16 protein-coding genes and 1 tRNA gene are annotated in these 24,090 nt (G+C 67.0%); 8 read left to right on the forward strand and 9 right to left on the reverse strand.

Annotation, left to right across the window (positions count from 1 at the left end):
• Positions 1-41 precede the first annotated feature (41 nt).
• From B215_RS0101215 to B215_RS0101225, 3 genes are all read right to left on the reverse strand, one after another.
• Positions 42-1,859 carry a rhamnogalacturonan lyase gene (locus B215_RS0101215; RefSeq protein ID WP_019367798.1) on the reverse strand — a complete coding sequence of 606 codons (1,818 nt, stop codon included), beginning with the start codon at positions 1,857-1,859 and terminating at the stop codon, positions 42-44.
• Positions 1,860-1,981: 122 nt separating this feature from the next.
• The gene (locus tag B215_RS0101220) at positions 1,982-2,602 is read right to left on the reverse strand and encodes a PEPxxWA-CTERM sorting domain-containing protein (protein WP_019367799.1); all 621 of its coding nucleotides are present in this window, start codon (positions 2,600-2,602) and stop codon (positions 1,982-1,984) included.
• A 34-nt stretch (positions 2,603-2,636) separates the two neighbouring features.
• Complete coding sequence (locus B215_RS0101225) at positions 2,637-3,158, reverse strand: hypothetical protein (RefSeq protein WP_037512741.1); 522 nt, start codon at positions 3,156-3,158, stop codon at positions 2,637-2,639.
• Positions 3,159-3,458: 300 nt separating this feature from the next.
• On the opposite strand from B215_RS0101225, the gene B215_RS0101230 reads away from it, so the two are divergent.
• Positions 3,459-3,534: transfer RNA gene (locus tag B215_RS0101230), tRNA-Thr, on the forward strand.
• A 58-nt stretch (positions 3,535-3,592) separates the two neighbouring features.
• Here the strand turns inward: B215_RS0101230 and B215_RS0101235 are convergent.
• Both B215_RS0101235 and B215_RS0101240 read right to left on the reverse strand, forming a co-directional pair.
• Positions 3,593-4,642: a phytase gene (locus tag B215_RS0101235; RefSeq protein WP_019367801.1), complete on the reverse strand. Its 1,050-nt coding sequence runs from the start codon at positions 4,640-4,642 to the stop codon at positions 3,593-3,595.
• Positions 4,642-7,425: a TonB-dependent receptor gene (locus B215_RS0101240; RefSeq protein WP_019367802.1), complete on the reverse strand. Its 2,784-nt coding sequence runs from the start codon at positions 7,423-7,425 to the stop codon at positions 4,642-4,644. Before B215_RS0101240 ends, B215_RS0101235 begins: the two co-directional genes overlap by 1 nt.
• A gap of 225 nt (positions 7,426-7,650) precedes the next feature.
• Between B215_RS0101240 and B215_RS0101245 the strand changes: the two genes are divergently transcribed.
• On the forward strand, positions 7,651-10,992 hold the full coding sequence (locus B215_RS0101245) for a PAS-domain containing protein (RefSeq protein WP_236704509.1): 3,342 nt from the start codon (positions 7,651-7,653) through the stop codon (positions 10,990-10,992).
• Positions 10,993-11,001: 9 nt separating this feature from the next.
• Here B215_RS0101245 and B215_RS19410 read toward each other — a convergent pair whose 3' ends face one another.
• The 3 genes from B215_RS19410 to acs form a co-directional block, all read right to left on the reverse strand.
• Entirely contained in the window at positions 11,002-12,231 is a 1,230-nt protein-coding gene (locus B215_RS19410; RefSeq protein WP_019367804.1) for a hypothetical protein, read from the reverse strand.
• An 86-nt stretch (positions 12,232-12,317) separates the two neighbouring features.
• Entirely contained in the window at positions 12,318-12,938 is a 621-nt protein-coding gene (locus tag B215_RS0101255) for a response regulator transcription factor (protein ID WP_019367805.1), read from the reverse strand.
• Entirely contained in the window at positions 12,938-14,884 is a 1,947-nt protein-coding gene (gene acs / locus B215_RS0101260; RefSeq protein WP_019367806.1) for an acetate--CoA ligase, read from the reverse strand. Before acs ends, B215_RS0101255 begins: the two co-directional genes overlap by 1 nt.
• Positions 14,885-15,067: 183 nt before the next feature.
• Here acs and B215_RS0101265 point away from each other — a divergent pair, with 183 nt between their 5' ends.
• The 4 genes from B215_RS0101265 to B215_RS0101280 all read left to right on the forward strand — a co-directional run bounded on the left by B215_RS0101265 (position 15,068) and on the right by B215_RS0101280 (position 21,165).
• Entirely contained in the window at positions 15,068-16,465 is a 1,398-nt protein-coding gene (locus B215_RS0101265) for a DcaP family trimeric outer membrane transporter (RefSeq protein WP_019367807.1), read from the forward strand.
• Positions 16,466-16,479: 14 nt separating this feature from the next.
• Entirely contained in the window at positions 16,480-18,150 is a 1,671-nt protein-coding gene (locus B215_RS0101270; RefSeq protein ID WP_026008822.1) for an MFS transporter, read from the forward strand.
• A gap of 413 nt (positions 18,151-18,563) precedes the next feature.
• Positions 18,564-20,651, forward strand: coding sequence for a M3 family metallopeptidase (locus B215_RS0101275; RefSeq protein ID WP_019367809.1), 2,088 nt, complete (start codon positions 18,564-18,566; stop codon positions 20,649-20,651).
• A 97-nt stretch (positions 20,652-20,748) separates the two neighbouring features.
• Positions 20,749-21,165: a flagellar basal body rod protein FlgC gene (locus B215_RS0101280; protein WP_019367810.1), complete on the forward strand. Its 417-nt coding sequence runs from the start codon at positions 20,749-20,751 to the stop codon at positions 21,163-21,165.
• Positions 21,166-21,206: 41 nt separating this feature from the next.
• Here B215_RS0101280 and B215_RS0101285 read toward each other — a convergent pair whose 3' ends face one another.
• Positions 21,207-21,632, reverse strand: a complete 426-nt coding sequence (locus tag B215_RS0101285; protein WP_019367811.1) for an organic hydroperoxide resistance protein — start codon at positions 21,630-21,632, stop codon at positions 21,207-21,209.
• A gap of 138 nt (positions 21,633-21,770) precedes the next feature.
• On the opposite strand from B215_RS0101285, the gene B215_RS0101290 reads away from it, so the two are divergent.
• Positions 21,771-22,202, forward strand: coding sequence for a MarR family winged helix-turn-helix transcriptional regulator (locus tag B215_RS0101290; protein WP_026008823.1), 432 nt, complete (start codon positions 21,771-21,773; stop codon positions 22,200-22,202).
• A 260-nt stretch (positions 22,203-22,462) separates the two neighbouring features.
• Positions 22,463-24,073, forward strand: coding sequence for an NAD(P)/FAD-dependent oxidoreductase (locus B215_RS0101295; protein ID WP_019367813.1), 1,611 nt, complete (start codon positions 22,463-22,465; stop codon positions 24,071-24,073).
• Positions 24,074-24,090: the final 17 nt, after the last annotated feature.

Here is a 24,090-nt window from a genome sequence, read left to right on the forward strand (position 1 = left end):
CCATCGCCGCCCGCTGGGGTGCGGCGATGGCTCCGCATAGCTCAACGAACGGCGTCGGGGAGATTGTAGCTGGTGTGAGGGGGCTGATTATAGGCGGTATTCTGCCAGGCCACGCCTTCGCGATAAACCCGGTCGTGCATCAGTGTCGTGAGCTTGTGCGTGGTCAAATAGGGCGTCGCGAAAATGCGCAGCCTGGTGCTGTCCGCGCTCGGCAGGATTACTTCCTCGCGCCAGTCGCCCAGAATGTCCGCTTGCAGCGAAGGCGTCGCCTTCGTGCCGTTGTTGGATTTGGAATCCGCGAACGCCACGAGCGTTTCGATGCGCGAGGTGTTCCAGTTCCACTTGCTGATCGTGACGTTGTCGAGCAGTTCGCGCAGCGTATCGCCGTCCCAATAGATGGCGAAGTTCGTCGGACCTGGCTTCGTGGTCGAGATTTCCTGCCCCGTGGCGGTGCGCAGCGAGCTGCGCGACGACCAATTCTCGGCACCGCGATAGCGCGGGTCGATGTCGGCGGCGAGCCCGCGGCCATTGTCCGAGCTGGCGGTTGCCGACCACAGCACGGCGCCGGTGCGCGCATCCAGCATGGCCGTGCCGATCCCGCCGTTCGAGCCGGGCGATTCGTGCACGCCGAACTTTTCCAATCCCGGCCGATCGGGGTTGAGATCGCCGACATGCATCGCGTCGCCATGCCCCAGCTTCTGGCCGGTGGAGGAGCGGGCGGACCATAGCGCGCTGCCGTTATCGTCGATGGCGAGCGAGCCATAGATGATCTCGTCGCGGCCGTCTGCGTCGACATCGGCGATGCTGAGATTGTGGTTGCCCTGGCCGGTGTTGGGATTGGAAGACGTGTTGACGCCGCTGTCGAACAGCCAACGCTGCGTCAGCTGTCCATTGCGGAAGTCCCAGGCGGCGATCGCCGTCCGCGTGTAATAGCCGCGAGCCATAACGATGCTGGGGCGCTGACCGTCGAGATAGGCGGTCGCCGCGAGGAAGCGATCGACGCGGTTGCCGTAATTGTCGCCCCAGATCGCGTTGAGCTGTGCCGGCGTGGGGTTCTGCGTATCGGGGTGGCGGCCGACGACATAGTTGACGGTTGAAAGCGCCCGTCCGGTCGTGCCCTGGAACACGGTGAGGAATTCCGGGCCGGACAGCACATAGCCCGCCGAATTACGCCAATCGGCATTGGCATTTCCGATCACCCGGCCTTCGCCGTCCACCGTGCCGTCCGCCGTCTTCATCACGACTTCGGCGCGGCCATCGCCGTCATAGTCGAATACCTGGAACTGGGTGTAGTGCGCCCCTGCCCGGATATTGCGCCCCAGATTGATGCGCCACAGGCGACGTCCGGCCAGGGTGTAGGCATCGACGAGCACCGGCCCGGTCAGGCCGCTCTGGCTGTTGTCCTTGGCGTTGGTCGGCTCCCATTTGAGCACGATCTCGTACTTTCCATCGCCGTCGAGGTCGCCGACGCTGGCGTCGTTCGCCTCATAGGTGAAGGCGCTGGAGGCGCCGCCTGGGCCGGTGACGGTACCGCCGGCGGGCTTGTCCAGCATGATGACGCCGGCGCCGTTGGCCCAGACCGGCGCGGTGAAGGCGCGATCCTGCTCCACGCCGTTGACGACGACCTTGATCGCATAGACGTCGTTCGCACCGCCCGAGGCATCGACATAGTTGGTCGGCCCGGTCAGCGGCTGCGCGTTCAGCTTCTGGTTGTTCCGGTAGAGATTGAAGCCGGTCGAGGCGGTATCGCTGGCCAGCAGGCGCCAGCTGACAAGGTTTCCGCCCTGGGTGGAGGGTACCGCAACCACCCCGCGATCAAGACGTTCGACCTGCTGCGCAGCTGCAGGCTGGGATAGCATCGTTGCGCCGAGGGCAAGCAGTGAACTGCCGCAGATATGCCGCGCTGAACTCATCATGGCATGCTTCTCCTGAATTGGACGGTGTCGGGTGACCCGCCCTTGATGGTGATGCTGTGGGGCGGTCAGGCGGCGCGGAGGGCTGCTTGCCCGCGGCGCCGGCGCAGGGCGCCACCCGCCGCCCCGAACCCGATGGTGAGGATCGCCCAGGCAGCCGGCTCGGGCACCGCGGCGAAGGTCACGCTGCCGTTGAAGGCGCGGCTGGGGACGATGCCGCCGAACGCATCGGCGCCATATCCGACCTGCAACGTCACCGGACCGCTGGATGCCAGCGCCGTGCCCGGCGCCTCGCTGCTGTTCGAGTAACGGACGGAAAAGGCCCCGCCATCAGTGATGTAGAAGCCGTGCGTTCCCGCAGAGAGCAGCAGATCGGTGAGATCGAGCGTGGTGCCGATGCCCTCGCCGGCGGTGGTCAACGCATCGAAGCTGCCGATCAGCGTCCACGCCGCCGGATCGGCGATCGCCGCATCGACGCCGCCGGCATGATGGTAGACGCGATAATCGAACGTGCCGAAATCGGCGTGAATGTCGAACGACTGCAGCAGGAAGCCCGAGGTGCTGGCGAGATTGAACATGACCCCGTCATTGCCGTTGCCGCCGGCATAGCCCGCGTACAGGGTCGCCGCGTGGGAACCGGAGGGCACCAGCAGCATCATGCCGGCGAGGATGGACATCAACTTGGTCATGCGTTTTTCTCCCTGACGAAATGGCGCCGCCCGTTCACGCCCCGGCGACGGGCAGTTGGCCGAGACGCGCCGCTTCGCGCTCCTCCGGCGTTGGTGGTTCGCCTGCCATGGAGGCGCCGACGGCGAGTTCGGCCGCGCTGCGTTCTCCGGAGGGCGGCTGCGGCTCCGGACGCAGACCGCGCAGCGGCGCCGGCACAACCTCGCCGGACCCGCCCAGGCGTTGCGGCAGATCGATGCGAAGACGCTGGTCGCCATCGGCAAGGATAACGTGGCCGCGTGCGACGGAGGCAAGCAAGACGGCGCCGCGGACGACATCGCCCTGGCGGACCCAGCGAGGCGCCTCGCCATGTTGCGCCAGCAGCGCCGCCGGGGCCGGCGACAGGTCGATGCCGTGCAGTTCGAACGCGTGCAGCGGCGAGAGCGCTGCGGCCGATTGCACCAGGGATGCCGACCGCGCATCCGAGGCGGGCGCTTTGATCTGCACCATGCCGGGCGGGTCGTCGGCGTCCGAAACGGCGCCGCTCCCGGCCCATAAGGCCGCGGCCGCCAGGATCAATCCGGCACAGATCCACCCCTGCTGCCGCGCCCATCGTACGCGCACGGCAGCCTTGCCACCTGCATCCATCTCCAACCTCGCTCGGCATTTGTGCCAATTATCGAGTCGTCGTTCCAATTATTGAAAATTTGTACAGGAGCGGCGAGGTCATATCAATATGGGACAAGCGGGCGTGTGGTTGCTTTTCTATGCTAGCCGATCGGCTGAGCGCGATGCCTAGAAAGGGCGGTTACGGCTTGACCGAGCCGCGCAAACCGCTCAGAGGCGGGCAGGTCGCAGTGACGCCGATTGGGCGGGCATGCCGGTTTAGCTCAGCTGGTAGAGCAGCGGTTTTGTAAACCGAAGGTCGCGGGTTCGATTCCTGCAACCGGCACCACCGAAAATCTTCGTTCGGGCAGAGAGGCGGGCGCCGAGGCTATCGGCGCCCGCTGCGCTCAACGCAGGCCCAGTGCGGCCTTGATATCGCCCCAGGCGGTGAGCTTGAAGTTCTGCGCGGCAGGCGGGTTGATGCCGTCCTGCGCAATGAACAGGCCGCCGGGGAAAGCGGGTCCGAAATCTCCGACCATCAGCTCGATGCCGTCGGTCTGCTCGGTACTGCCGAAGGTGCCGGCGCCGACGCGGAAGCGGCCGACATAGGCATCGTCGGCGAGACGATAGACCGCATAGGCGTTGTCGCCCTGGCTGGAGACGAGCAGATAGCCGCCATCGTCCGGCCCCTCCGCAGCGATCGCCACGCCTTCGGCATCGGCGACGATGCCCTGGCCGTCGGCGGCGGCGACGCGGATCGGCTGGGTGCTGCCCTCCGGCCGCGCATCGAAGCGCCACAGCCCGACATCCTCCTCTGCGACGTAGAGGCGATGGGTGCGGGGATCGACGACGCAGCCTTCCGACTGGGTGGCGAGCTTCATCGTGCGGACCAGCGTGCTCTTCGGGGCGGCCCCGGTGAGATCGAGCGCGACCTGTCGGATCGTGCCGTCCTTCAACACGTTGAACGCATAGAGCGCCTGGTCCGTGCGGTAGAGGCAGGCGCCATAGGCTTCGCCAGGGCCGGCGGAGACCTTGCCGAGCGGCGTCAGCGTCGCGGTGGCCGGATCGAGCCGGAACAGCGCGAGCATCGCGTTTGCCGGATCGTTGCGGTCGCTCGCCGCGACGAGGATGCCCGCCGCGCCGAGATCGCGCAGGTCGACATTGTTGACCCGGCCGGCATTGAGGAACGCGCGCTGCCTGCCCTGCAGATCATAGACGTACAGGCCGGCCTGCTTGTCGGTGCCGACGATCAGGCTGGCGGCGGGATTCGCGGGGTTGCGCCAGATCGCGGGATCGTCGGCGGCATCGGCATTGGCAGTACGCACCGCCTGCGTCTCGGCCCGTGCCACCACCGACGCGGTGGGCAGGGGCGAGAAGGCAGGACGGGCCGCCGTCGTGCAGCCGGCGACGGACAGCGCGACCAGGCTGGCGAGCGCGAGGGCGGAAGCGCGGCGCATCAGAAGTTGACCCGCACGCCGGCAGCGTAACGGCGGCCGAAGCGCTCCCATTCGATCGTCTGCGACTTGATCGTCGGGGTGGGCGTGCCGGTGGCGGTGAGCAGGTTGCCCGGCTCGGCATAGCGGCGGCCCGGCTGATCGAGCACGTTCTGCACGTCGACATAGACTTCGAAGCGCTTGGTGATCGCATAGCGCGCCGAAATGTCCATCTCTTCGTCCGCCGCCCAATAGGTATCGCCGGCGTCGGTGAGATCGTCGGCGATCGTGTCCAGCCAGTCGCTGCGGCGCTGGTACTGGACGCGGAGCGACAGGCCGTATTTTTCGTAATAGCCGCCGATATTGTAGACCATGTCCGACGTGCCGGGCAGGCGCACCCTGCGCGCCGGGACCGCGCTGCCCAGGGCCGGCTTCGTCACCTGACTGTCGTTGAGCGTCACGTTGGCGGAGATGCCGAAGCCGCCCATCCAGTCCGGCAGGCCCAGCGCGTTCGTCCAGGGCTCGAGCTGCAGCTGCGCTGCCGCCTCGGCGCCGAAGATGCGCCCATCGCCGCCATTGGTGATGCCGGTGAAGACATAGGCGGAGCGATCGATGCCGTTCGTATCCAGCGCGTTCGAGCCGAAGGTGCGCGACTGGCGGTACAGCACGTCTTCCACCCGCTTGTAGAAGACGCCGGCCATCAGATAGCCCTGCGGGCGGAGATACCATTCGAAATAGCCGTCGACGCCATAGGCGCGCTCGGGCTTCACCGCAGGGTTGCCGCCGGAGATCGTCTGGTTGGGATCGTTGATCACGACGTTCGGGCGGAGCTGGTCGTAATCGCCGCGCGCGCCGCCCGAGTTGAACGACAGGCGCAGCTTCTTGGTATCGTCGACATTGTAGTTGATGTGGAGGCTGGGGAAGGCGAGCGTCTGGCTCGACTCCGCCGTGACCAGGCCGGTGGTGGTGCCCAGCGTCGCCACGGCCTTGCCGCGATTCTCCAGCCGCTCGACACGGACGCCGCCGAGGATCGAGCCCCAGTCGTAGCGCAGCGTGCCCATCAGATAGCCGGCATAGATGCGCTCGCGCACGTCATAGTTGTTCGCGGTGTTGGGCGTGAACGCGTATTGGCCGCGCGCCGAATTGGCCACGGCGCGCATCTTGTCTTCGTCGAAATAGCGGAAGGTATAATCCATCGGCAGCGCGCCGGCGAACGGCTCGTCGAGCGAAAAAGCGGCGTAGTTGGTGGGAATGCCGACGCTGGCAAGCTGGGCTGAGGTGTTGAGCAGGATCTGCTTTTCGTCCGCCACCTTGGTCCGCTGATCGAACTGGAAGCCGGCCTTGAACACCGCATCGCTGCCAAGGAAGCGGGCCTCGCGCGACAGCACCAGCCGGCCGGTATAAGCCTTGGTGGTGTCGATCGCGTCGAGCACGGTGAGCGACGACGGCGCCTTGGTGAAGCTGTCGACCGCCACCACGCGGGTACCGGCCGAATAGCGGGTGGGGCCGCTTAGCTGGATCGTGTTGAACAGCAGCAGGCGCGAGCGGTTCGGATCGCTGAAATCATAGCCGACGGTGGGGCGCAGCGTGCGGGTGCTGGGGCTGTCCCACGCGATTTCGCCGACGACCGAGCGATCGTCCTTCGATTCGGTGTAGTTGCCCACCCAGGAAAGATGCCAGCCCGGTGCGAAATCATGCTCGCCGACCACGCTGTTGGTGAAGATCGACTGGCGGAAGGCGCGCAGAGTGGAGCGCTGGCGAATGTCGATGCCGTAGATCGTGCCGCGCTGGGGCGTGTTGCCGATGCACACATCGGCATAGCCGGTGGTGGTCGGCGTCGGATTGGCGGTGCGGGCGCAATCGGTGGTGCTGGAGACGAGATCGCTCTGCCGATCGTCCAGGTCGAAGCGGTAATTGTCGCGCGCTTCGTCGTCCTTGAAGATGGTGTAGATCGAACGCAGCGAGATAGTGTTCTGATCGTCGGGCTTGTAGTCGACGCGACCCGAGGCCGACCAGTTGCGGCGGGTGAGGCGATAGAGCTTGTTCTCGGCTTCCGCCGCCCAGAAGCGCGTGGCGTTCCCAGGACGCTGATCCTGCGAGACGCGCTCGTAATCGGTCTCGAAATTGTCGGTGATCATGCCGCGCTGGAAATAGCTGCCCGACACCAGCACGCCGAGTTCGCCTTCGCCCACCTTGAAGCGTTGCGACGCCACGGCCGACGCTTCGTACTGCTTGCGGTCGCCCAGTTCGGCGATGCCGTAGCCCGCCTTGCCGGCGAAGTGCGCTCCGCTGTAGTCGAACGCCGAACGGGTGACGACGTTGACATTGCCTGCTACCGTTTCGCCAGTCATGTCCGGCGTCACCGCCTTGGAGACGATGATCTGCGAGGCGATCGCCGACGGGATCGAATCGAAGCGCGCATCGCGGCCTTCGGGGCTGACCACGGTGATCCCGTCGAACGACAGCGTCGTCCAGTAGTTGGGCGAACCGCGCAGCGAAATGTAGCGCGCCTGGCCCTGATCGCGCTCGACGGCGATGCCGGGCAGGCGGCTGGCGGCCTGGGCGATGTTCTGATCGGGCAGGCGGCCGACACTGTCTGCGGCAGACACGGTAACAAGCGAGTCCGACGCGCGCTGGATGCGCAGCGCGAGCGATTCCGATTCAGCGATCGGACGCGCGCCGGTGACGATGATTTCCTGCGGAACGTCGTTTTGCTGCTGCGTCGTCTGCGCGGTCGCGGCCGTTGCGAAGATGCACGCCAATACGCTCGCGCCGGACGCGAGCAGCCCCTTGGTCTGCGATGTCATTGAAGCCCCCTGAATCAGCTTTGTTTGCGGAGGCCGGTATGCTTGCTGCACGTCAATCTCGTTGCGTTTCCGCAACAGTTTTGTGACAGAGTCCAGTCGCGAGACACATCGCAGCCACTCCCTGCGGGAGACAGGTTTCGACGTGTGCAGCGCCGATATCGGCGGCTTTACCCTTGCGCCGGGCGGGGTGCCGGGCCCTAATGGCGGCGGAGAGGAGCCTGGGCCATGCCGGATATGCCGGCACCGTTACTCATTATCGCCGCCATCGCCTTTGCATCGGCGATGTTCCTGCTCGCCGGCTATGTCGAGCGGCGGCGCGCGCGGTTCGCCGCCGGGCGCTGGCGGGCGAGCGCGTATGCGTTGGGGCTGGGCGTCTATTGTACCAGCTGGACCTTTTACGGCGCGGTCGGCAGTGCAGCCTATGACGGCTGGAGCTATCTGCCGATCTACCTGGGGCCGGCGCTGCTGTTCCTGCTGGCACCTCGGCTGCTCGTCCGCATCGCCGAGGCCGCGCGCGAGGAAGGTGCGACCAGCGTTTCCGATCTGATCGGCGCGCGTTTCGGCAGGAGCCGCGGGCTTGCCGCACTGGTGACCGTGACCGCGACGCTGGGCGTAATCCCCTATATCGCGCTGCAGCTTCGTTCGATCGGCCAGGCGTTCGCGCTGGTCAGCGGATCGGGCCATGCCTTTGTGGCGATGCTGACGGCTGCACTGCTGCTGGCGCTGTTCGCATTGCTGTTCGGCACGCGGCGTTTCGATCGGGCCGGGCGCAACGAGGGTCTGCTGTACGCCACGGCGGCGGAATCGGTGTTCAAGCTGCTGGCGCTTGCCGCTGTCGCCGGGCTGGCCCTTACGCTGTTGCTGGCGGCACCGGGCGCGGGGCGGACGAGCGTCGCTGCACTGGGCCGGCTATTTGCACCCGAACGTTTCGCCGGCGAGACGCTGGTGATCGCAGCGCTGGCGATGGCGGCGGTGCTCGCGTTGCCGCGCCAATTCTATATCGGCGTGATCGAGGCACGGTCGCCCGCGGACATCTCCCGGGCGCGCTGGCCGTTCATCGGCTATCTGCTCGCCATGGCGCTGCTGGTGCCGCCGATCGCTATTGCCGGACTGGCGCTGGTGCCGGCGACGGTGCCGCCCGATGCCTATGTGCTGGCGCTGCCGCTATCCGCCGGCATGCCCTCGCTGGCGCTGCTGGCGGCGCTGGGCGGATTTTCGGCGGCCACAGCGATGGTGGTGGTGGAGACGATCGCGCTCGCCACGATGATCTCAAACGATCTGATCGCCCCGCTGGTGCTGCGCCAGGCGCGGCTTGCCAGCCAGCCGGATCTGGGCGGGCTGCTGCTGCGAGTGCGGCGAGCGTCTGTGGTGGTTGTGATCGGCATGGCGCTGGCCTGGGCGCAGGCGGTACCCGCCGACTACCGGCTCGCCTCGATCGGACATATCGCCTTTGCAGCGATGGCGCAGTTCGCGCCGTTACTGCTGCTCGCGGCGCAGCGGCGCCATGGCGATGCGCTTGCCGCGATCGTGGCGCTGGCGACGGGGCTGGTGCTTTGGCTCTACACGCTGGCGCTGCCGCCGATCCTGCCGCCCGCGCTGCTGGCGGCGCTGGCCGGCAGCCCGATCGATCCGCGCCACCTGCTGGGCATCGGTGCGATGTCGCCGCTGGTGCACGGCGTGGTCTGGAGCCTGGGTGCCAATCTGGCGGTGTTCGCGCTGCTTTCGGCGCGCGGGATCGGCGCATCGCTGCCGCGCCTGCCGCTGCGCCAACGGGTGGGCACGGTGCACGACATGGCCGGGCTGATTGCCTTTACCGGTCGTTTCGTGGGACAGGAGCGAGCGGCGACCACCTTCGCCGGCAGCGCGGCGGACGCCCCAGTGGGCGCGGCGGAGGCGCGGCGAGCGGAACGGCTGATCGCGGGCGTGGTGGGCGCGCCTTCGGCACGGGCGCTGGTCGCATCGGCGCTGGCCGGCGAGCGGCTGGGGCCGGAGGACGTCGCCCGGATGCTCGACGCCAGCGGGCAGAGCCTGCAATTCTCGAAATCGCTGCTCGCCGCGACGCTGGAGAATATCGACCCCGGCGTGAGCGTGATTGACGACGATCTGCGGCTGATCGCCTGGAACAGCCGCTATATCGAACTGTTCGATTATCCCCCCGGCATGGTGCGGGTGGGCACGCCGGTGGCCGATCTAATCCGGTTCAACGCCGAACGCGGCGATTGCGGCCCCGGCGAGATCGAGGCGCATGTCAGCCGCCGGCTCGCCCATCTGCGGCGCGGCGCCTCGCACAGCTTCGAACGCACGCGTTGGGATGGGCGCGTGCTCAAGACCGTGGGCGGGCCAATGCCGGGCGGCGGCTATGTGATGTGCTTCACCGACATTACCGCCGAAGCGCAGGCGCGCGCCGGGCTGGAACGGGCGCGTGCCGAGCTGGAGACGCGCGTGGCGGAGCGCACCGCCGCACTGCGCCGGCTGAACGCCGATCTTGCGGCGGCGACGCGCGACAAGACCCGCTTCCTGGCCGCCGCCAGCCACGACCTGCTCCAGCCGCTGCATGCCGCCCGCCTGTTCGCGGGGGCCCTGGACCATAGCGGCCCCGATGCCCCGATCGTCGCTCGTGTCGAGCAGTCGATCGGTGCGGCCGAAGAACTGCTCCGCGCGCTGCTCGACATCTCCAAGCTGGATGCCGGTGGTGTCGTGCCCGCGATCCAGCCCGTGGCGCTCGTACCGCTGCTGGCCGATGTGGTCGCATCATTCCGCCCGATCGCCGAGGAAGCCGGACTCGCGTTGCGGCTGGGCCCGGCGGCCGGCGCCGTGCTGGCGGACCCGGTGCTACTCCGATCGATCGTGCAGAACTTCGTCTCGAACGCGGTGCGCTACACCGGCACCGGTGGCGTGCTGGTGGGCGTGCGGCCTGCCGGTGCGTGCCTGCGCATCTGCGTCGTCGATACCGGCCCCGGCATTCCGGAAGACAAGCAGGCGGCAATCTTCCGCGAGTTCGAGCGGCTGGGCACCAGTGGCACCAGCGGCGTGGGGCTGGGCCTAGCGATTGTGGAGCGCAGTGCCCGGCTGATCGGAGGCACGATCGGGCTGCGCTCGCGTATCGATCGGGGCAGCATGTTCAGCATCGCCCTGCCGCGCGCGGAAGCGCCGTCCGTATTGCCGTCATTGCCCCCCGCCACGGCGCTGCCACCTGTCGCCGCCCGGCACGTGCTGGTGGTGGATGACCGGAACGAGATCCGCGAGGCGGCGCGGCTGCTGCTGGAACGCGCCGGCCACCGCGTCTACCTTGCCGCCACGGCCGCCGAGGCGATGGCGGCGGTGGCACAGACGGACGTCGCACTGGTCGATTTCCATTTGGGGGAAGGACCGGACGGCATCGACCTGATCGGCCAGCTACGCGCAGCGCGGCCCGGCCTGCGCGCCGCGCTAGTGACAGCGGACACCGAGGAGGCGACGCGGGCCCGCGCCGCCGCCGCGTCCATTCCGCTGATTGCCAAGCCGGTGCAGCCGGCGGCGCTGCTGGCCTGGCTGGCCGAAGCCGAGCGGGCGCTCGCGGCCGAATAGGTGCGTGGCTCAGCGCAGGACGAGTTGCGCCGTGGCGGCCGATTCCGGGTCCAGTCGCTCGAGCAGCGACTGCTGGATGGTGCGGGCAGTCCGCACCACCTTGCCCGCATAGGCCCGCTTGCCGTTGACGATCACGCGCACCGGGCGATCGAGGTCGACCAAGCGGTCCGACAGCCGCAAGGTGGTGCCGGCGGGCACGGTGCCGCTCAGCGTGATCGTCTGCCCGGCGACATCCGCCGTGATCATGTCGCCTTGGTGGGCTGCAGCCGCATCCGGGATCGCGAGCCAGTAGAAGCGCGGGTGCGTCACATCGTCCTGCCGCCACACAATGCGGCGGGGCCAAGGGTTGCGCGTGAAGCCCGCCATCCAGGGCAGCGCTTCCGCATCCTTGCCGCCCATCCAGTGCGGCAGGCCCGGATAAATGCGCGCCATATGAACGTATCCGTCCGGATCGGCCGCGTGCAGCCGGTCCAGCTCGGCATTCTTGTCGGCGGCGAGACGGTTGCGGCCATAGGCCGCGTCGGCGCCGCCCATGAAGATGGCGAAGGGCAGATTGCGCAGCCCGAGCAGCGACGCGTCGTTGGGGTGGCCCGCCATCATCGCGGCTGCGGCAAACCGATCTGCCAGGCGCGGCGCGAGCTGCCACACGCCGTCGCCGCCGGCCGAATAGCCCATCAGGTAGACCTTGTTGGGATCCACGCCGTTGAGCGCCACCTGCGCATCGATCAGTCGCTGGAACAGCGGATCGATATGGCCTTCGTGCCACAGGTTCCAGGTGTCGGTGGGGGCGCGCGGGGCGAGGTAGACGCCCTCCGCAGGCGTATATAGGCGGATCTGGTTGCGCCATTGCTGGTCGTTCACCGCCGGCTCGGCATTGCCGCCGCCATGCATCGAGATCCACAGGCTGCGATGCCCGGGCGCGGCATCGCCAAAGGTCTTGCTCTCCCATTTCAGCGTCTTACCGCCGATGCTGATCTGCTTAGCGGCCATCGCGTTGCCCTCGGCAGCTGCGACTACCCGGGTTCGTGCGGCAGCGAGCAGCGCCAGGGCGCGGCTCGCTTCGGCCTTGGACAAGGGGCGGGCGAGCGCGGGATCGTCGAGGCGACGCGTAGCTTCCGGTCGGGCGAGCCAGGCTTCGATCGCGGCCAGCGGCGCGGCGGCGGAGCGGTCGGGCGGCGGCGCAGCGGCAGCGAGGGGAGCGACGAGGCTGAGGGCGAGGGGGAGGATGATGGCACGCATCGCGGCACCTTAGCCGCGGCGGAGCCCATGTCGAGCGTTTTGGACTGGGTTTGGATGGCTTTTGGTGTTGCGCTGGTCTCGTGTCGTCAGGCCGGGCCGCCGAGGCCGAGTGCGCGCGCGGCGAGCACCGCCTGGGTTCGGTTCTGCACGTCCAGCTTGCGCAGAATGCCGGTCATGTGCGCCTTCACCGTCGCTTCGCTGATGCCGAGATCGAAGGCGATCTGCTTGTTCAGTCGTCCCGCAAGCACGCCCAGCAGGACCTTGAGCTGCATCGGCGAGAGGCTGGCGACTTGTCCCGCGACCGGATCGAGCTCCGGGTCCGGCCGGGCGGCGATCGTCTCGCCGGCCAGCGCGCGCGTGATTGCCACTTCGATCGCGGAGAGATCGGCGCCCTTGCCGATGAAGCCTACCGCTCCAAAGGCGCGGACCTGCTGCGCTGCGTCGCCTTCGCTGGCACTGGAGATGACGAGGATCGGCACCGCGGGCCGTTCGGCATGGAGCAACGCCACGCCGGAATAGCCGACGGCGCCGGGCATCTGCAGGTCCAGCAGGATCAGCGCCAGATCCTCGGCGGCCACTGCCGCTTCCACTGCGCGGCCGAGCGTGCCTGCCTCGACGATCCGCGCATCCGGCCGCACGCGGCTGGCCGCCAGGACGAGCGCCTGGCGGAACAGCGGGTGGTCGTCGGCTATCAGGATCGTCGGCATCACGCCGCCACTAGTGGCCTATTCTCCAGCAGGTTGTCGACTACGGAGGGATCCGCGAGCGTCGAGGTGTCGCCCAGACTGCCGATCTCGCCCTCGGCGATCTTGCGCAGGATGCGGCGCATGATCTTGCCGCTCCGCGTCTTGGGCAGGGCAGGGGCGAACTGGATCACGTCCGGCGTCGCGATCGGGCCGATCTCGTGGCGCACCCATTGCACCAGCTCGCGCCGCAGGGTTTCGCTTTCCGCTTCGCCGGCATTCAGCGTGACATAGGCGTAGATGCCCTGGCCCTTGATCGCATGGGGCATGCCGACCACCGCCGCCTCGGCCACCCGGGCATGCGCGACGAGCGCGCTTTCGACCTCCGCTGTGCCCATGCGATGGCCAGAGACGTTGATCACATCGTCGATACGCCCGGTGATCCAGTAATAGCCGTCCGCGTCCCGCCGGCAGCCGTCGCCGGTGAAGTATTTCCCGGGGAAGGTGGTGAAATAGGTCTGGAAGAAGCGTTCGTGATCGCCCCAAACGGTGCGCATCTGCCCAGGCCAGCTGTCGGTGAGGACCAGACAGCCTTCGGTAGCGCCTTCCAGCACGGTGCCGTCATTGTCGACGATCTGCGGCAGCACGCCGAACATCGGCTTGCTGGCGCTGCCGGGCTTGAGATCGGTGGCGCCAGGCAGCGGGGTGATCATCGCGCCGCCCGTTTCAGTCTGCCACCAGGTATCGACGATCGGGCAGCGCCCCTCACCGACGACGCGGTGATACCATTCCCAGGCTTCCGGGTTGATCGGTTCGCCCACCGATCCCAGCAGCTTGATCGAGGCGCGCGAGGTGCGCGTCACATAGTCGTCGCCCTCCCGCATCAGCGCACGCAACGCCGTGGGCGCGGCATAGAAGATGTTGACCTGAAACCGATCGCACACCTGCCAGAAGCGGCTGGCGTCGGGCCAGCTTGGCACGCCTTCGAACATCACGGTCGTGGCGCCATTGGCCAGCGGGCCATAGACGACATAGCTGTGCCCGGTGACCCAGCCGATGTCCGCCGCGCACCAGAAGACGTCGCCGGGGCGATAATCGAACACATATTGGTGGGTCATCGCCACCCAGACCAGATAGCCGCCGCTGGTGTGCAGCACGCCCTTCGGCTTGCCGGTGGAACCGGAGGTGTAGAGGATGAACAGCGGGTCTTCGGCGTTCATCGGTTCGGGCGGGCATTCGGCATCCACGGTTTCGCGAGCGTCGTGCCACCACAGGTCGCGCCCCGCCTGCATGGCCACGGCCGGATTGCCGGTGCGGCGCACGACCAGCACCTTCTGCACGGAGGTGCAATGCGCGAGCGCCTCGTCGACATTGGCCTTGAGCGGTACCGTCTTGCCGCCGCGTAACCCTTCATCGGCGGTAATCACCAGCGTAGAGTCGCAATCCTGGATACGGCCGGCGAGTGCGTCGGGCGAAAAACCGCCGAACACCACCGAATGGATCGCGCCGATCCGCGCACAAGCGAGCATCGCCATCGCGGCTTCGGGGATCATCGGCATGTAGAGCGTTACGCGGCTGCCCTTGCGCACCCCGAGCGCCTTCAGCACGTTCGCCATCCGGCATACTTCACCGTGCAGTTCGCGATAGCTGATCGTGCGCGTGACGCCGGGCGCATCGGCTTCCCACAGGATCGCCGGGCTGTCGCCACGTTCGGCCAGATGCCGGTCGAGGCAGTTGGCCGAGACGTTGAGCATCCCATCCTCGAACCAGCGGATGCCGAAATCGGCTTCGTCGAACGATGTGTTCTTCACCACGGTGAAGGGCTGCATCCAGTCGATCCGCTGTGCCTCCTCGCGCCAGAAGCCGTCGGGATCGCCGGCCGCGCGGGCATAGCGCGCTTCGTAGCGGGCCGCGTCGATGAACGCGCGATCGGCCCATTCTGCCGGAACCTTGTGCGTGATCGTGCTCATAGTGCCTCTCCCATTTTGCCGGAACGGTAAGGCAGCGCACGGCGCGGCGCACCTTGGCCAAAGGTCGAACATCGCGGCCCGGCAGGTTCGACCAAGGTCTATCTGGTGCGAGGACCCGGCTCGCGGCGATGTTGCAAGCTCCGGAAAGACTTGGGGGGATCCGAGCAAGACCGGGAGAGGATTATGCAAGGTTGGAAGCTGGCGCTGCTGGCGGGCACGGCAGCGGCTGGGCTGTCGCCAGCGGCCGCCATCGCCCAGAGCAGTCGCGAGGCGGCGCTCGAAGCGCGGCTGCGGGAATTGGAGCAGGCGGTGAGCGAACTGCGCGGCGAACTCCGGTCGGCGCGTGCCGAACAGGTGCGCACCGCCGCGGCTGCCGAACAGAGCAGCCAGGCAGTGGCTGCAGCGACGCAGGCGAGCGTGGCGACCGAGAAGCGCGTCGCTGCGCTGGAGACGGCGCCCCCGCGCGACGGCTTCCGCATGGGCGGATCGACGGTGAAGCTGAGCGGCTTCGTACGGCTGAACGCCATCGCCACACGGTATAATGACGGCGAGATACCGACGGGTGGACTTGGCAAGGAATTCTACCTGCCGCAGCAAATCCCGGTCGGCGGCGGCTATTCGAGCCGCGACATGCTGCTTTCGGCGCGACAAACGCGCTTGGCGGTCACCGCGACCACGCCCATGAACGGCACCGACATCAAGACGCACATCGAGTTCGACTTCGCGCTGGCAACTGCGCCGGTGGGCGCTCAGCGCGCGACAAACCCCTATGTACCCACCTTCCGGCGCGGCTTCATCGAATATGGCCGATGGCTCGTCGGGCAGGAATGGTCGACCTTCCAGAACGTGGCGGTGCTGCCCGAAAGCACCGATTTCGTCGGGCCGCTGGAAGGCACGGTGTTCAATCGGCAGGGCCTGATCCGCTACACCACGCCATTGCGCGGCGGCAGCAATTTCCAAATCGCGATCGAAAATCCGCAGACTGAAACCGCGCTGCCTTCGGCGGCGGCGCTGGTGGACAACGACCATGAGCGCCTGCCGGACCTCGTCGCGCGGGTGAACTGGAAGACGCGGCTCGGCGACTTTTCGCTCGCCGGCATCGCCCGCGAACTGCACGCGGAAGTTGGCGGAGTGGGCGACAGCGCAGTCGGCTGGGGCGTCTCCGGCGCCGGGCGGGTGCCGATCGGGACGCGCCACGACGTGCGGTTCATGGCCACCTATGGCCAGGGGATCGGCCGGTATCTGGGACTGGGCTATGTGCCCGATGCGCTGTTCGGCGGCACGGCCACCCGCATGGCCAGGATCGACAATTTCGCCGCCTTCGCTGCGCTGAAGCTGGGCTGGACCAATAACCTGCGTTCTACCTTCACCGGCAGCTATCAGACAGCGCAATATCCTGACAGGTTGGCGGTGACGCTGCTTGCCAACAAGGCGGCGTGGAGTGCGGCGGCCAATCTGTTCTGGACGCCGGTGAAGGGGATGGATGTCGGCATCGAGTATCGCCACGGTCAGCGTGAGCTCGTGTCGGGAGACAGTGGTGCGCTCGACCGCATCGAAATGGCCTTTAAATACGGATTTTAACAAGGGAGAGGATGATGGCGACCGCATATGATGACGGGCTTCCCAAGCACCACAGGGCGACGCAGAACGAGAAACTCGTCATCGCCGCTTCGTCGCTGGGGACGGTGTTCGAATGGTATGATTTCTATCTCTACGGTCTGTTGGCGAGCTACATCTCGGCCCAGTTCTTTTCGGGTGTGAACGAGACGACGGGCTTCATCCTTGCGCTGGCGGCGTTCGCGGCGGGGTTTGCGGTACGACCGTTCGGGGCGCTCGTGTTCGGGCGGGTCGGCGATCTGGTCGGGCGCAAGAACACCTTCCTCGTCACCATGGGGCTGATGGGCCTTTCCACCTTCGCGGTGGGTCTGCTCCCCGCCTATGCCACGATCGGGGTGGCAGCGCCGTTCATTCTCGTCGCGCTGCGGCTGATCCAGGGACTCGCGCTGGGCGGCGAATATGGCGGCGCCGCAACTTACGTTGCCGAGCACGCCCCGGACAACAAGCGCGGCCTGTACACCAGCTGGATCCAGACGACGGCCACGCTTGGCCTCTTCGCCGCTCTGCTCGTCGTGATCGGCCTGCGCACCGTCCTGGGCGAGGCAGCGTTCGCCAGCTGGGGCTGGCGCATGCCGTTCCTGATCTCGATCGTGCTGCTCGCCGTTTCGATGTGGATCCGGCTGCAGCTCTCCGAAAGCCCGGTGTTCCAGAAGATGAAGGACGAGGGCACCACGTCGAAGGCGCCGCTGACCGAAGCTTTTGGCAAATGGGGCAATCTGCGCTGGGTGATCATCGCGCTGATCGGCGCAGTCGCCGGACAAGCGGTGGTTTGGTACACCGGCCAATTCTATGCGCTTTTCTTCCTGGAGAAGATGCTGAAGGTGGATGGCGCCACCGCCAATATCCTGATCGCCATCGCGCTTGCGCTCGGCACGCCGTTCTTCGTCATCTTTGGCTGGCTTTCGGACAAGATCGGGCGCAAGCCGATCATCCTCACCGGATGCGCGGTGGCGGCGCTTACCTATTTCCCGCTGTTCGGCATGCTCACCAACGCGGCCAATCCCGCGCTCGCCCGCGCGGTGGCGACGGCGCCGGTTTCGGTGATCGCAAATCCGGCGGAGTGCTCGTTCCAGTTCGATCCGATCGGGCGCAACAAGTTCGACGCGACGAGCTGCGACATCGCCAAGTCCTATCTGGCCAAGGGCGGCATCAACTATCAGAATATCGAGGCGCCTGCCGGAACGGTGGCGCAGATCCGGATCGGCGATGTAAGCTTCGTGGCGCCCAATCCCGCCCAGGTGGCGGGCGCGGACCGCAAGGCGGCGATTACCGACTTCCAGGGACGGGTGAAGGGCGGGCTCGCCGATGCCGGCTATCCGGCCAAGGCCGATCCGGCGCAGGTGAACACCGTGTTGGTGGTAGCGATCCTGTTCTTCTTCGTGCTGCTGGTCACGGCGGTGTATGGCCCCATCGCGGCTATGCTGGTCGAACTGTTCCCCAGCCGCATCCGCTATACCTCGATGTCGCTGCCCTATCACATTGGCAATGGCTGGTTCGGCGGCTTCCTGCCGACCACGGCGTTCGCGATGGTCGCGGCGACGGGCAACATCTATTATGGACTTTGGTATCCGGTGGTGGTCGCCGCCGTTACGGTGGTGATCGGCGTGTTCTTTCTGCCGGAGACGTTCCGCCGCAACATCGAAGCATAAGACTGGCAAGATCCTAAAGGGCGGGCTGCGCCGTGGCGCGGCTCGCCTTTTCGTACGCGCGGTTGCGCTGCGTGTTTGGCTGAAATACCCCTGTTAAAGGGAGAGAAGATGACCATCGATCGCCGCCTGTTCCTGGCGGGTGCGGTGGGCACGGCAATCGCGACCCGCGGGGGCGCGATCCTGCTGGTGCCGATCGACGCGCCCGACCAGGCGGCAAGGTGCGGTTCGATGCCGCGGATCGCCCAGGGGCCAGCCTGGTCTATCGGAGCGGTTCGATCGGGCTGGCCAGGCCGGAGGGGGACGCGACCTTCTTGGTGCGCTGAAGGCGAGGCCGGCAGCCGGCTCACTCCGCACGCCGCCCGCGCGGGAGATTTGTCGTGCGAACGCGGCTGCTTGCCTGTACTGCTCTCGCCATGCTGGCATCCCCACTTCCCGACGCGACGGCGCCGCAGGCGCCTGGCTCGGCGGCCGATCAGACCGTCAACCCGCTGCTCGAAACCTGGACGACGCCCGATGGCGTGCCGCCTTATGACCGTATCCGCCCGGAGCAGTATGCGCCCGCCTTCGACGTGGCGCTCGCCGAAGCGCATGCCGGCTATCGCCGCATCGCAGACGACCCCGCTCCGCCGAGCTTCGCCAACACGATCGAGGCGATGGAGGGGGCGGGGCGACTGCTTGGCCGCATCGCCAGCGCGTTCTTCAATGTGGCCTCCGCCGACGCGAGTGACGCAATTCAGCGCATCGAAGAACATGTCACCCCCAAGCTGACTCGCCTCGCCAACGAGACATGGCTGGATCCGAAGCTGTTCGGCCGGATCCGTGCGCTTTGGAACGCGCGCGCGGGCCTGACCCTTACGCCCGAACAGGCGCGGCTGTTGCAGGAGGTGCACGAGCGGTTTGTGCGCGCTGGCGCGGCGCTCGGCCCGGACGAGCGCGCCCGCATCGCCGCAATCAACGAGGAAATGGCGACGCTGAGCGTCGATTTCGGTCAGAAGCTACTTGCGGACCAGAAGGCTGGCAGCGTGTTGCTGTCTGCAACCGAGGTCACGGGCCTGCCCGAGGACCAGCGCAGCGCCGCGGCGATGGCCGCGGAGACTGCTGGGCATTCCGGCAGTTTCCTGTTCCCCGCTACCCGTTCCGCTGCAGAGCCGTTCCTGACCGCTGCACCGAACCGCGACGCGCGCGAGAAAGTGTGGCGCGCCTTCGTGATGCGCGGCGATCATGGCAATGCGAATGATACCAATGCGATTGTTACCCGGCTTCTCGCGTTGCGGATCGAGCGGGCAAGGCTGCTCGGCGCGGAGAGCCATGCCGCCTTCGTGCTACAGAACCGGATGGCGAAGACGCCGGCCGCCGCGACCGAGCTGCTGATGCGCGTCTATCGTCCGGCGCTGGCGCGCGCCGGAGAGGAGCTGCGCGATATCGCCGCCTGCGCGGCGCGGGACGGCATCGCCAGGGTGGAGCCCTGGGATTGGCGCTATTATGCCGAGCAGGTGCGCAAGGAGCGCTTCGCCCTCGATGAGGCGGCGGTGAAGCAATATCTGCCGCTGGAGGGGATGGTCGCCGCGCTGTTCGACACGACCCAACGGCTCTATGGCATCACCGCCCATGCGCGGCCCGACGTGCCCGTCTATGCGGAAGGCGTGCGTGTGTGGGAGTTGCGCGAGGCCGACGGGCGCAAAATCGGCCTGTTCTATGCCGACTGGTTCGCGCGGCCGACCAAGCGCCCCGGCGCCTGGATGAACAGCCTGCGCGACCAGAACGATCTGTTCGGCGAACAGCCGATCGTCGTGAACAACCAGAATATCGTGCCGCCCGCGCCGGGCCAGCCGGCGCTGATTTCGATGGACGAAGCGCGAACGCTGTTCCACGAATTTGGCCATGGCCTGCACGGCCTGCTCAGCAAGGTGCGCTACCCCAGCCTTTCCGGCACCGCCGTGCCGCGGGATTTCGTCGAGTTCCCGAGCCAGGTGTACGAGCATTGGGTGGTCGCGCCGGAGACCTTGCGGCGCTATGCCCGCAACGCCGCGGGAGAACCCATGCCGGACGCGATGCTGCAGGCGCTGCTCCAGTCCCGCACGTTCAACCAGGGTTATCTGACGGTCCAGCAGCTTTCCTCCGCAATCCTCGACATGCGGCTCCACATGCTGACCAGCCTGCCGGACGACTTCCATCCGCGTACCTGGGAGGCGGCGGAACTGCAGGCGCTGGGCGTGCCGCCCGAAGTTGGGATGCGCCATCGCCTCGCGCATTTCAGTCACATCTTCGACGGAGGCTACGCGGCGGCCTATTATGCCTATACCTGGGCGGAAGTGATGGACGCCGACGGATTCCAGGCCTTCGAGGAGGCGGGTGACATCTTCGATCCGGCGATGGCGGCGAAGCTGCGCCGCGAGGTGCTGGAACGCGGCAACACGCGCGATCCAGCCGAAAGCTATATCGCGTTCCGGGGGCGGATGCCCGCGCCGGACGCGCTGCTGCGCAGCCGGGGCCTGAACTGACCACCCCGGCGCGGCGATCGGGTTAGCCGCGCATGCACCATGTTCGTCCACCGATCGATTACGAATGACTGCGATCATGGTACATCGGAGTAGCGCCATGATCGCCACCAACATCGCCCTGACGGGGCTTCAGGCCAGCGTCGCGCGCGTCAACGCGAGCGCGCAAAACCTCGCCAACGTCCAAACGACGGGCGAGACCGCCAAGGCAGTGACGGCGGCTACGGCGATCGGCAAGACGGTCAATCACGCCTACCAGCCGATCGCGATCTATCAGGCGGCGGCCGCGGCCGGCGGGGTGAACGCCAAGCCGGTGCCGGCGGTGCCCGGGACGGGGCCGCGCTACGATCCCGAATCGCAGGATGCCGACGAAGACGGTATGATCGAGGCGCCCGACATCGACTTCGCGAGCGAAGACGTCGAACAGCGCAAGGCGCTGTTTTCCTTCCGCGCAAACCTGTCGGTGATCCGGACCGAGGACCGGATGATGGGTTCGCTGCTGGATATGCGCGTATAAAGCACACGGCCCTCTCCCCGAAGGGAGAGGGCTCGCAAGCATCAGGCCAGCGTCAGACCGACATCCACGTTGCCGCGGGTCGCGTTCGAATAGGGGCAAACTTGGTGCGCGGCGTCGACCAGCTTCTGCGCCTCCGCGCGGTCGAGGCCGGGCAGGTTGACCAGCAGGTCTGCGGTGATGCCGAAGCCGCCTTCCGAACGCGGGCCGATGCCCACCGTCGCAGTGACCGTCACGTCCGCCGGAACCTTGATCTTCATTTGCGCACCGACCGCCTTCAGCGCGCCGATGAAGCAGGCCGAATAGCCTGCCGCGAACAGCTGTTCCGGGTTGGTGCCGTCGCCGCCGGCGCCACCAAGTTCTTTCGGGGTCGAGAGTTTGACTTCCAGCACGCCGTCTTCCGAACGCGCGCTGCCGTCGCGACCGCCGGTTGCCGTCGCCTTGGTGGTGTACTTCACATCGACCGACATCGTGTGTCTCCCTTAATTCCCGCGATAACCGTTATCGCGATAATCGGCGGATAGGCGATGCTGAACCTCTTGTCCAGAGATTATTTATCGCGATATGCGTTTTGTACCGCCATGGTCGGCGGAGAGGAGTTTCTGCCCATGCCTGCGCCGCTTCCGCTCGACAGCCAGCTCTGCTTCTCGCTCTACGGCGCGAGCATGGCGATCACGCGCGTCTACAAGCCGATCCTCGACCGGCTGGGGATCACCTATCCGCAATATCTGGTGCTCCATGCGCTGTGGGAGAAGGACGGCCGCACAGTGGGCGCAATTGCCGAGCGGCTGGCGCTCGAATCCAGCACGATCACGCCGCTGGTGAAGCGACTGGAGGCGGCCGGGCTGGTCGAGCGCAAGCGCAACCCGGAGGACGAACGCCAGGTGCAGGTGTTTCTCTCCGACCAGGGCCAGGCGATCCGCGAGGAATGCGGCTGCCTGGGCGAGGCGCTTGTGGAGAAGACCGACATGGCGCTGGAGCGGCTGGCGGCACTCAACCGCGAGGCGCAGGCGCTGCGCGACTCGCTGGCGCGCGACTGAACGGTACGCACCGATCTGCGGTTTGCCGGAGGACGGACTGACGCTAATAGCACATGGCGTTGCGGGGACTCGCTTTCCACGCCGTCCTCCCGGCGAAAGCGGGGATCCATTCGCCGCTCGGTCGCAGATAATGGCGGGATGGAGACCCCAATGGATTCCGGCTTTCGCCGGGAGGACGGGCGGGGTTACGGGTTCCCATCGACGCTACCTTGTATAAGGGATGCACCTTCACCCCCAAATCTGCTGGAATCCACGTTTCGATGCTGCGCCTGTCCGGACTTTCCTTGCCGCTCGATCATCCCGCCGATGCACTGGCCCCGGCGATCGCATTGCGGCTGGGCGTGGCGCCGGCCGAGGTGCGCGGGTTTACTGTGTTCAAGCGCGGCAATGACGCCCGGCGACGCAATGCGATCCTGCTGGTCTACACGGTCGACGTCGATCTGGCGGACGAGGCCGAGGTGCTGGCGCGCCTCGCCGGTGACAAGGATGTGCGGCCCACGCCGGACATGACCTACCGCCCGCCGGTCCATGCGCCCGAAGGGTGGCAGGGGTTGCGCCCAGTGGTGATCGGCGCAGGGCCGTGCGGGCTGTTCGCGGGCCTGATCCTCGCCCAGATGGGTTTCCGCCCGATCATCGTCGATCGCGGCAAGATCGTGCGAGAGCGGACCAAGGACACGTGGGGTCTGTGGCGCCGCTCCGAGCTCAACCCGGACTCGAACGTCCAGTTCGGCGAGGGCGGAGCAGGAACTTTCTCGGACGGCAAGCTCTATTGCCGGGTGAAGGATCCGCGCTTCCTCGGCCGCAAGGTGCTCGAGGAGTTTGTGAAGGCCGGTGCGCCCGACGACATCCTGTGGCAGGCGCATCCGCACATCGGCACCTTCCGCCTCGTCTCGATGGTGGAGAGCATGCGCCGCACCATCGAGGAACTGGGCGGCGAATATCGCTGGCAGACGCGCGTCGATGCGATCGAGCTCGACGGCGAGCGCAAGATGCGCGGCCTGCACCTGCACGATGGCAGCTTCCTGGAGGCCGATCACGTCGTCCTCGCGGTGGGGCACAGCGCGCGCCCGACCTTCGAGATGCTTCACCGCATGGGCGTGCATCTGGAGGCCAAGCCTTTCTCGATCGGCGTGCGGATCGAGCATCCGCAGAGCTGGATCGACCAGGCGCGCTTCGGCAACTGCGCCAAGCATCCGGACCTGGGCGCCGCCGCCTATGCGCTGTCGCACCACTGCGCCAATGGCCGCACCGTCTACAGCTTCTGCATGTGCCCGGGCGGCCGGGTGGTGGCGGCGACCTCGGAGGAGGGCCGCGTCGTCACCAACGGCATGAGCCAGTATTCGCGTGCCGAGTTCAACGCCAATTCTGGGCTGGTCGTGGCGATCGACCCCGCGCGCGACTATCCGGGCGGTCCGCTCGCGGGCATCGAGTTGCAGCGGAAATGGGAGGACGCGGCCTTTATCGCCGGCGGCTCCAACTACAACGCGCCGGGGCAGCTGGTCGGCGACCTGCTCGCCGGGCGGCCCTCCACCGCACTGGGCCAGGTGGTACCGAGCTACAAGCCGGGGGTCACGCCCACCGATCTCTCCGCTTGCCTGCCCGATTTCGTGATCGAGGCGTTCCGCGAGGCGCTGCCCGTGTTCGGCCGCCAGATCGCCCGCTACGACCATCCCGAGGCGGTGATGACCGGCGTGGAGACGCGCACCTCCTCGCCGCTACGGATCACCCGCGGGCCGGACCTGCAGAGCCTCAACACGCCGCGGCTGTTCCCGGCTGGCGAAGGCGCGGGTTATGCCGGCGGCATCCTTTCGGCGGCGATCGACGGCATCAAGGTCGCCGAGGCCTTGGCGAAGAGCATCACCGGACAATAGCGCAATCCCCGCTGGTT

It is taken from the genome of Sphingomonas sp. ATCC 31555 (genome assembly GCF_000282895.1).
Classification (GTDB): domain Bacteria; phylum Pseudomonadota; class Alphaproteobacteria; order Sphingomonadales; family Sphingomonadaceae; genus Sphingomonas.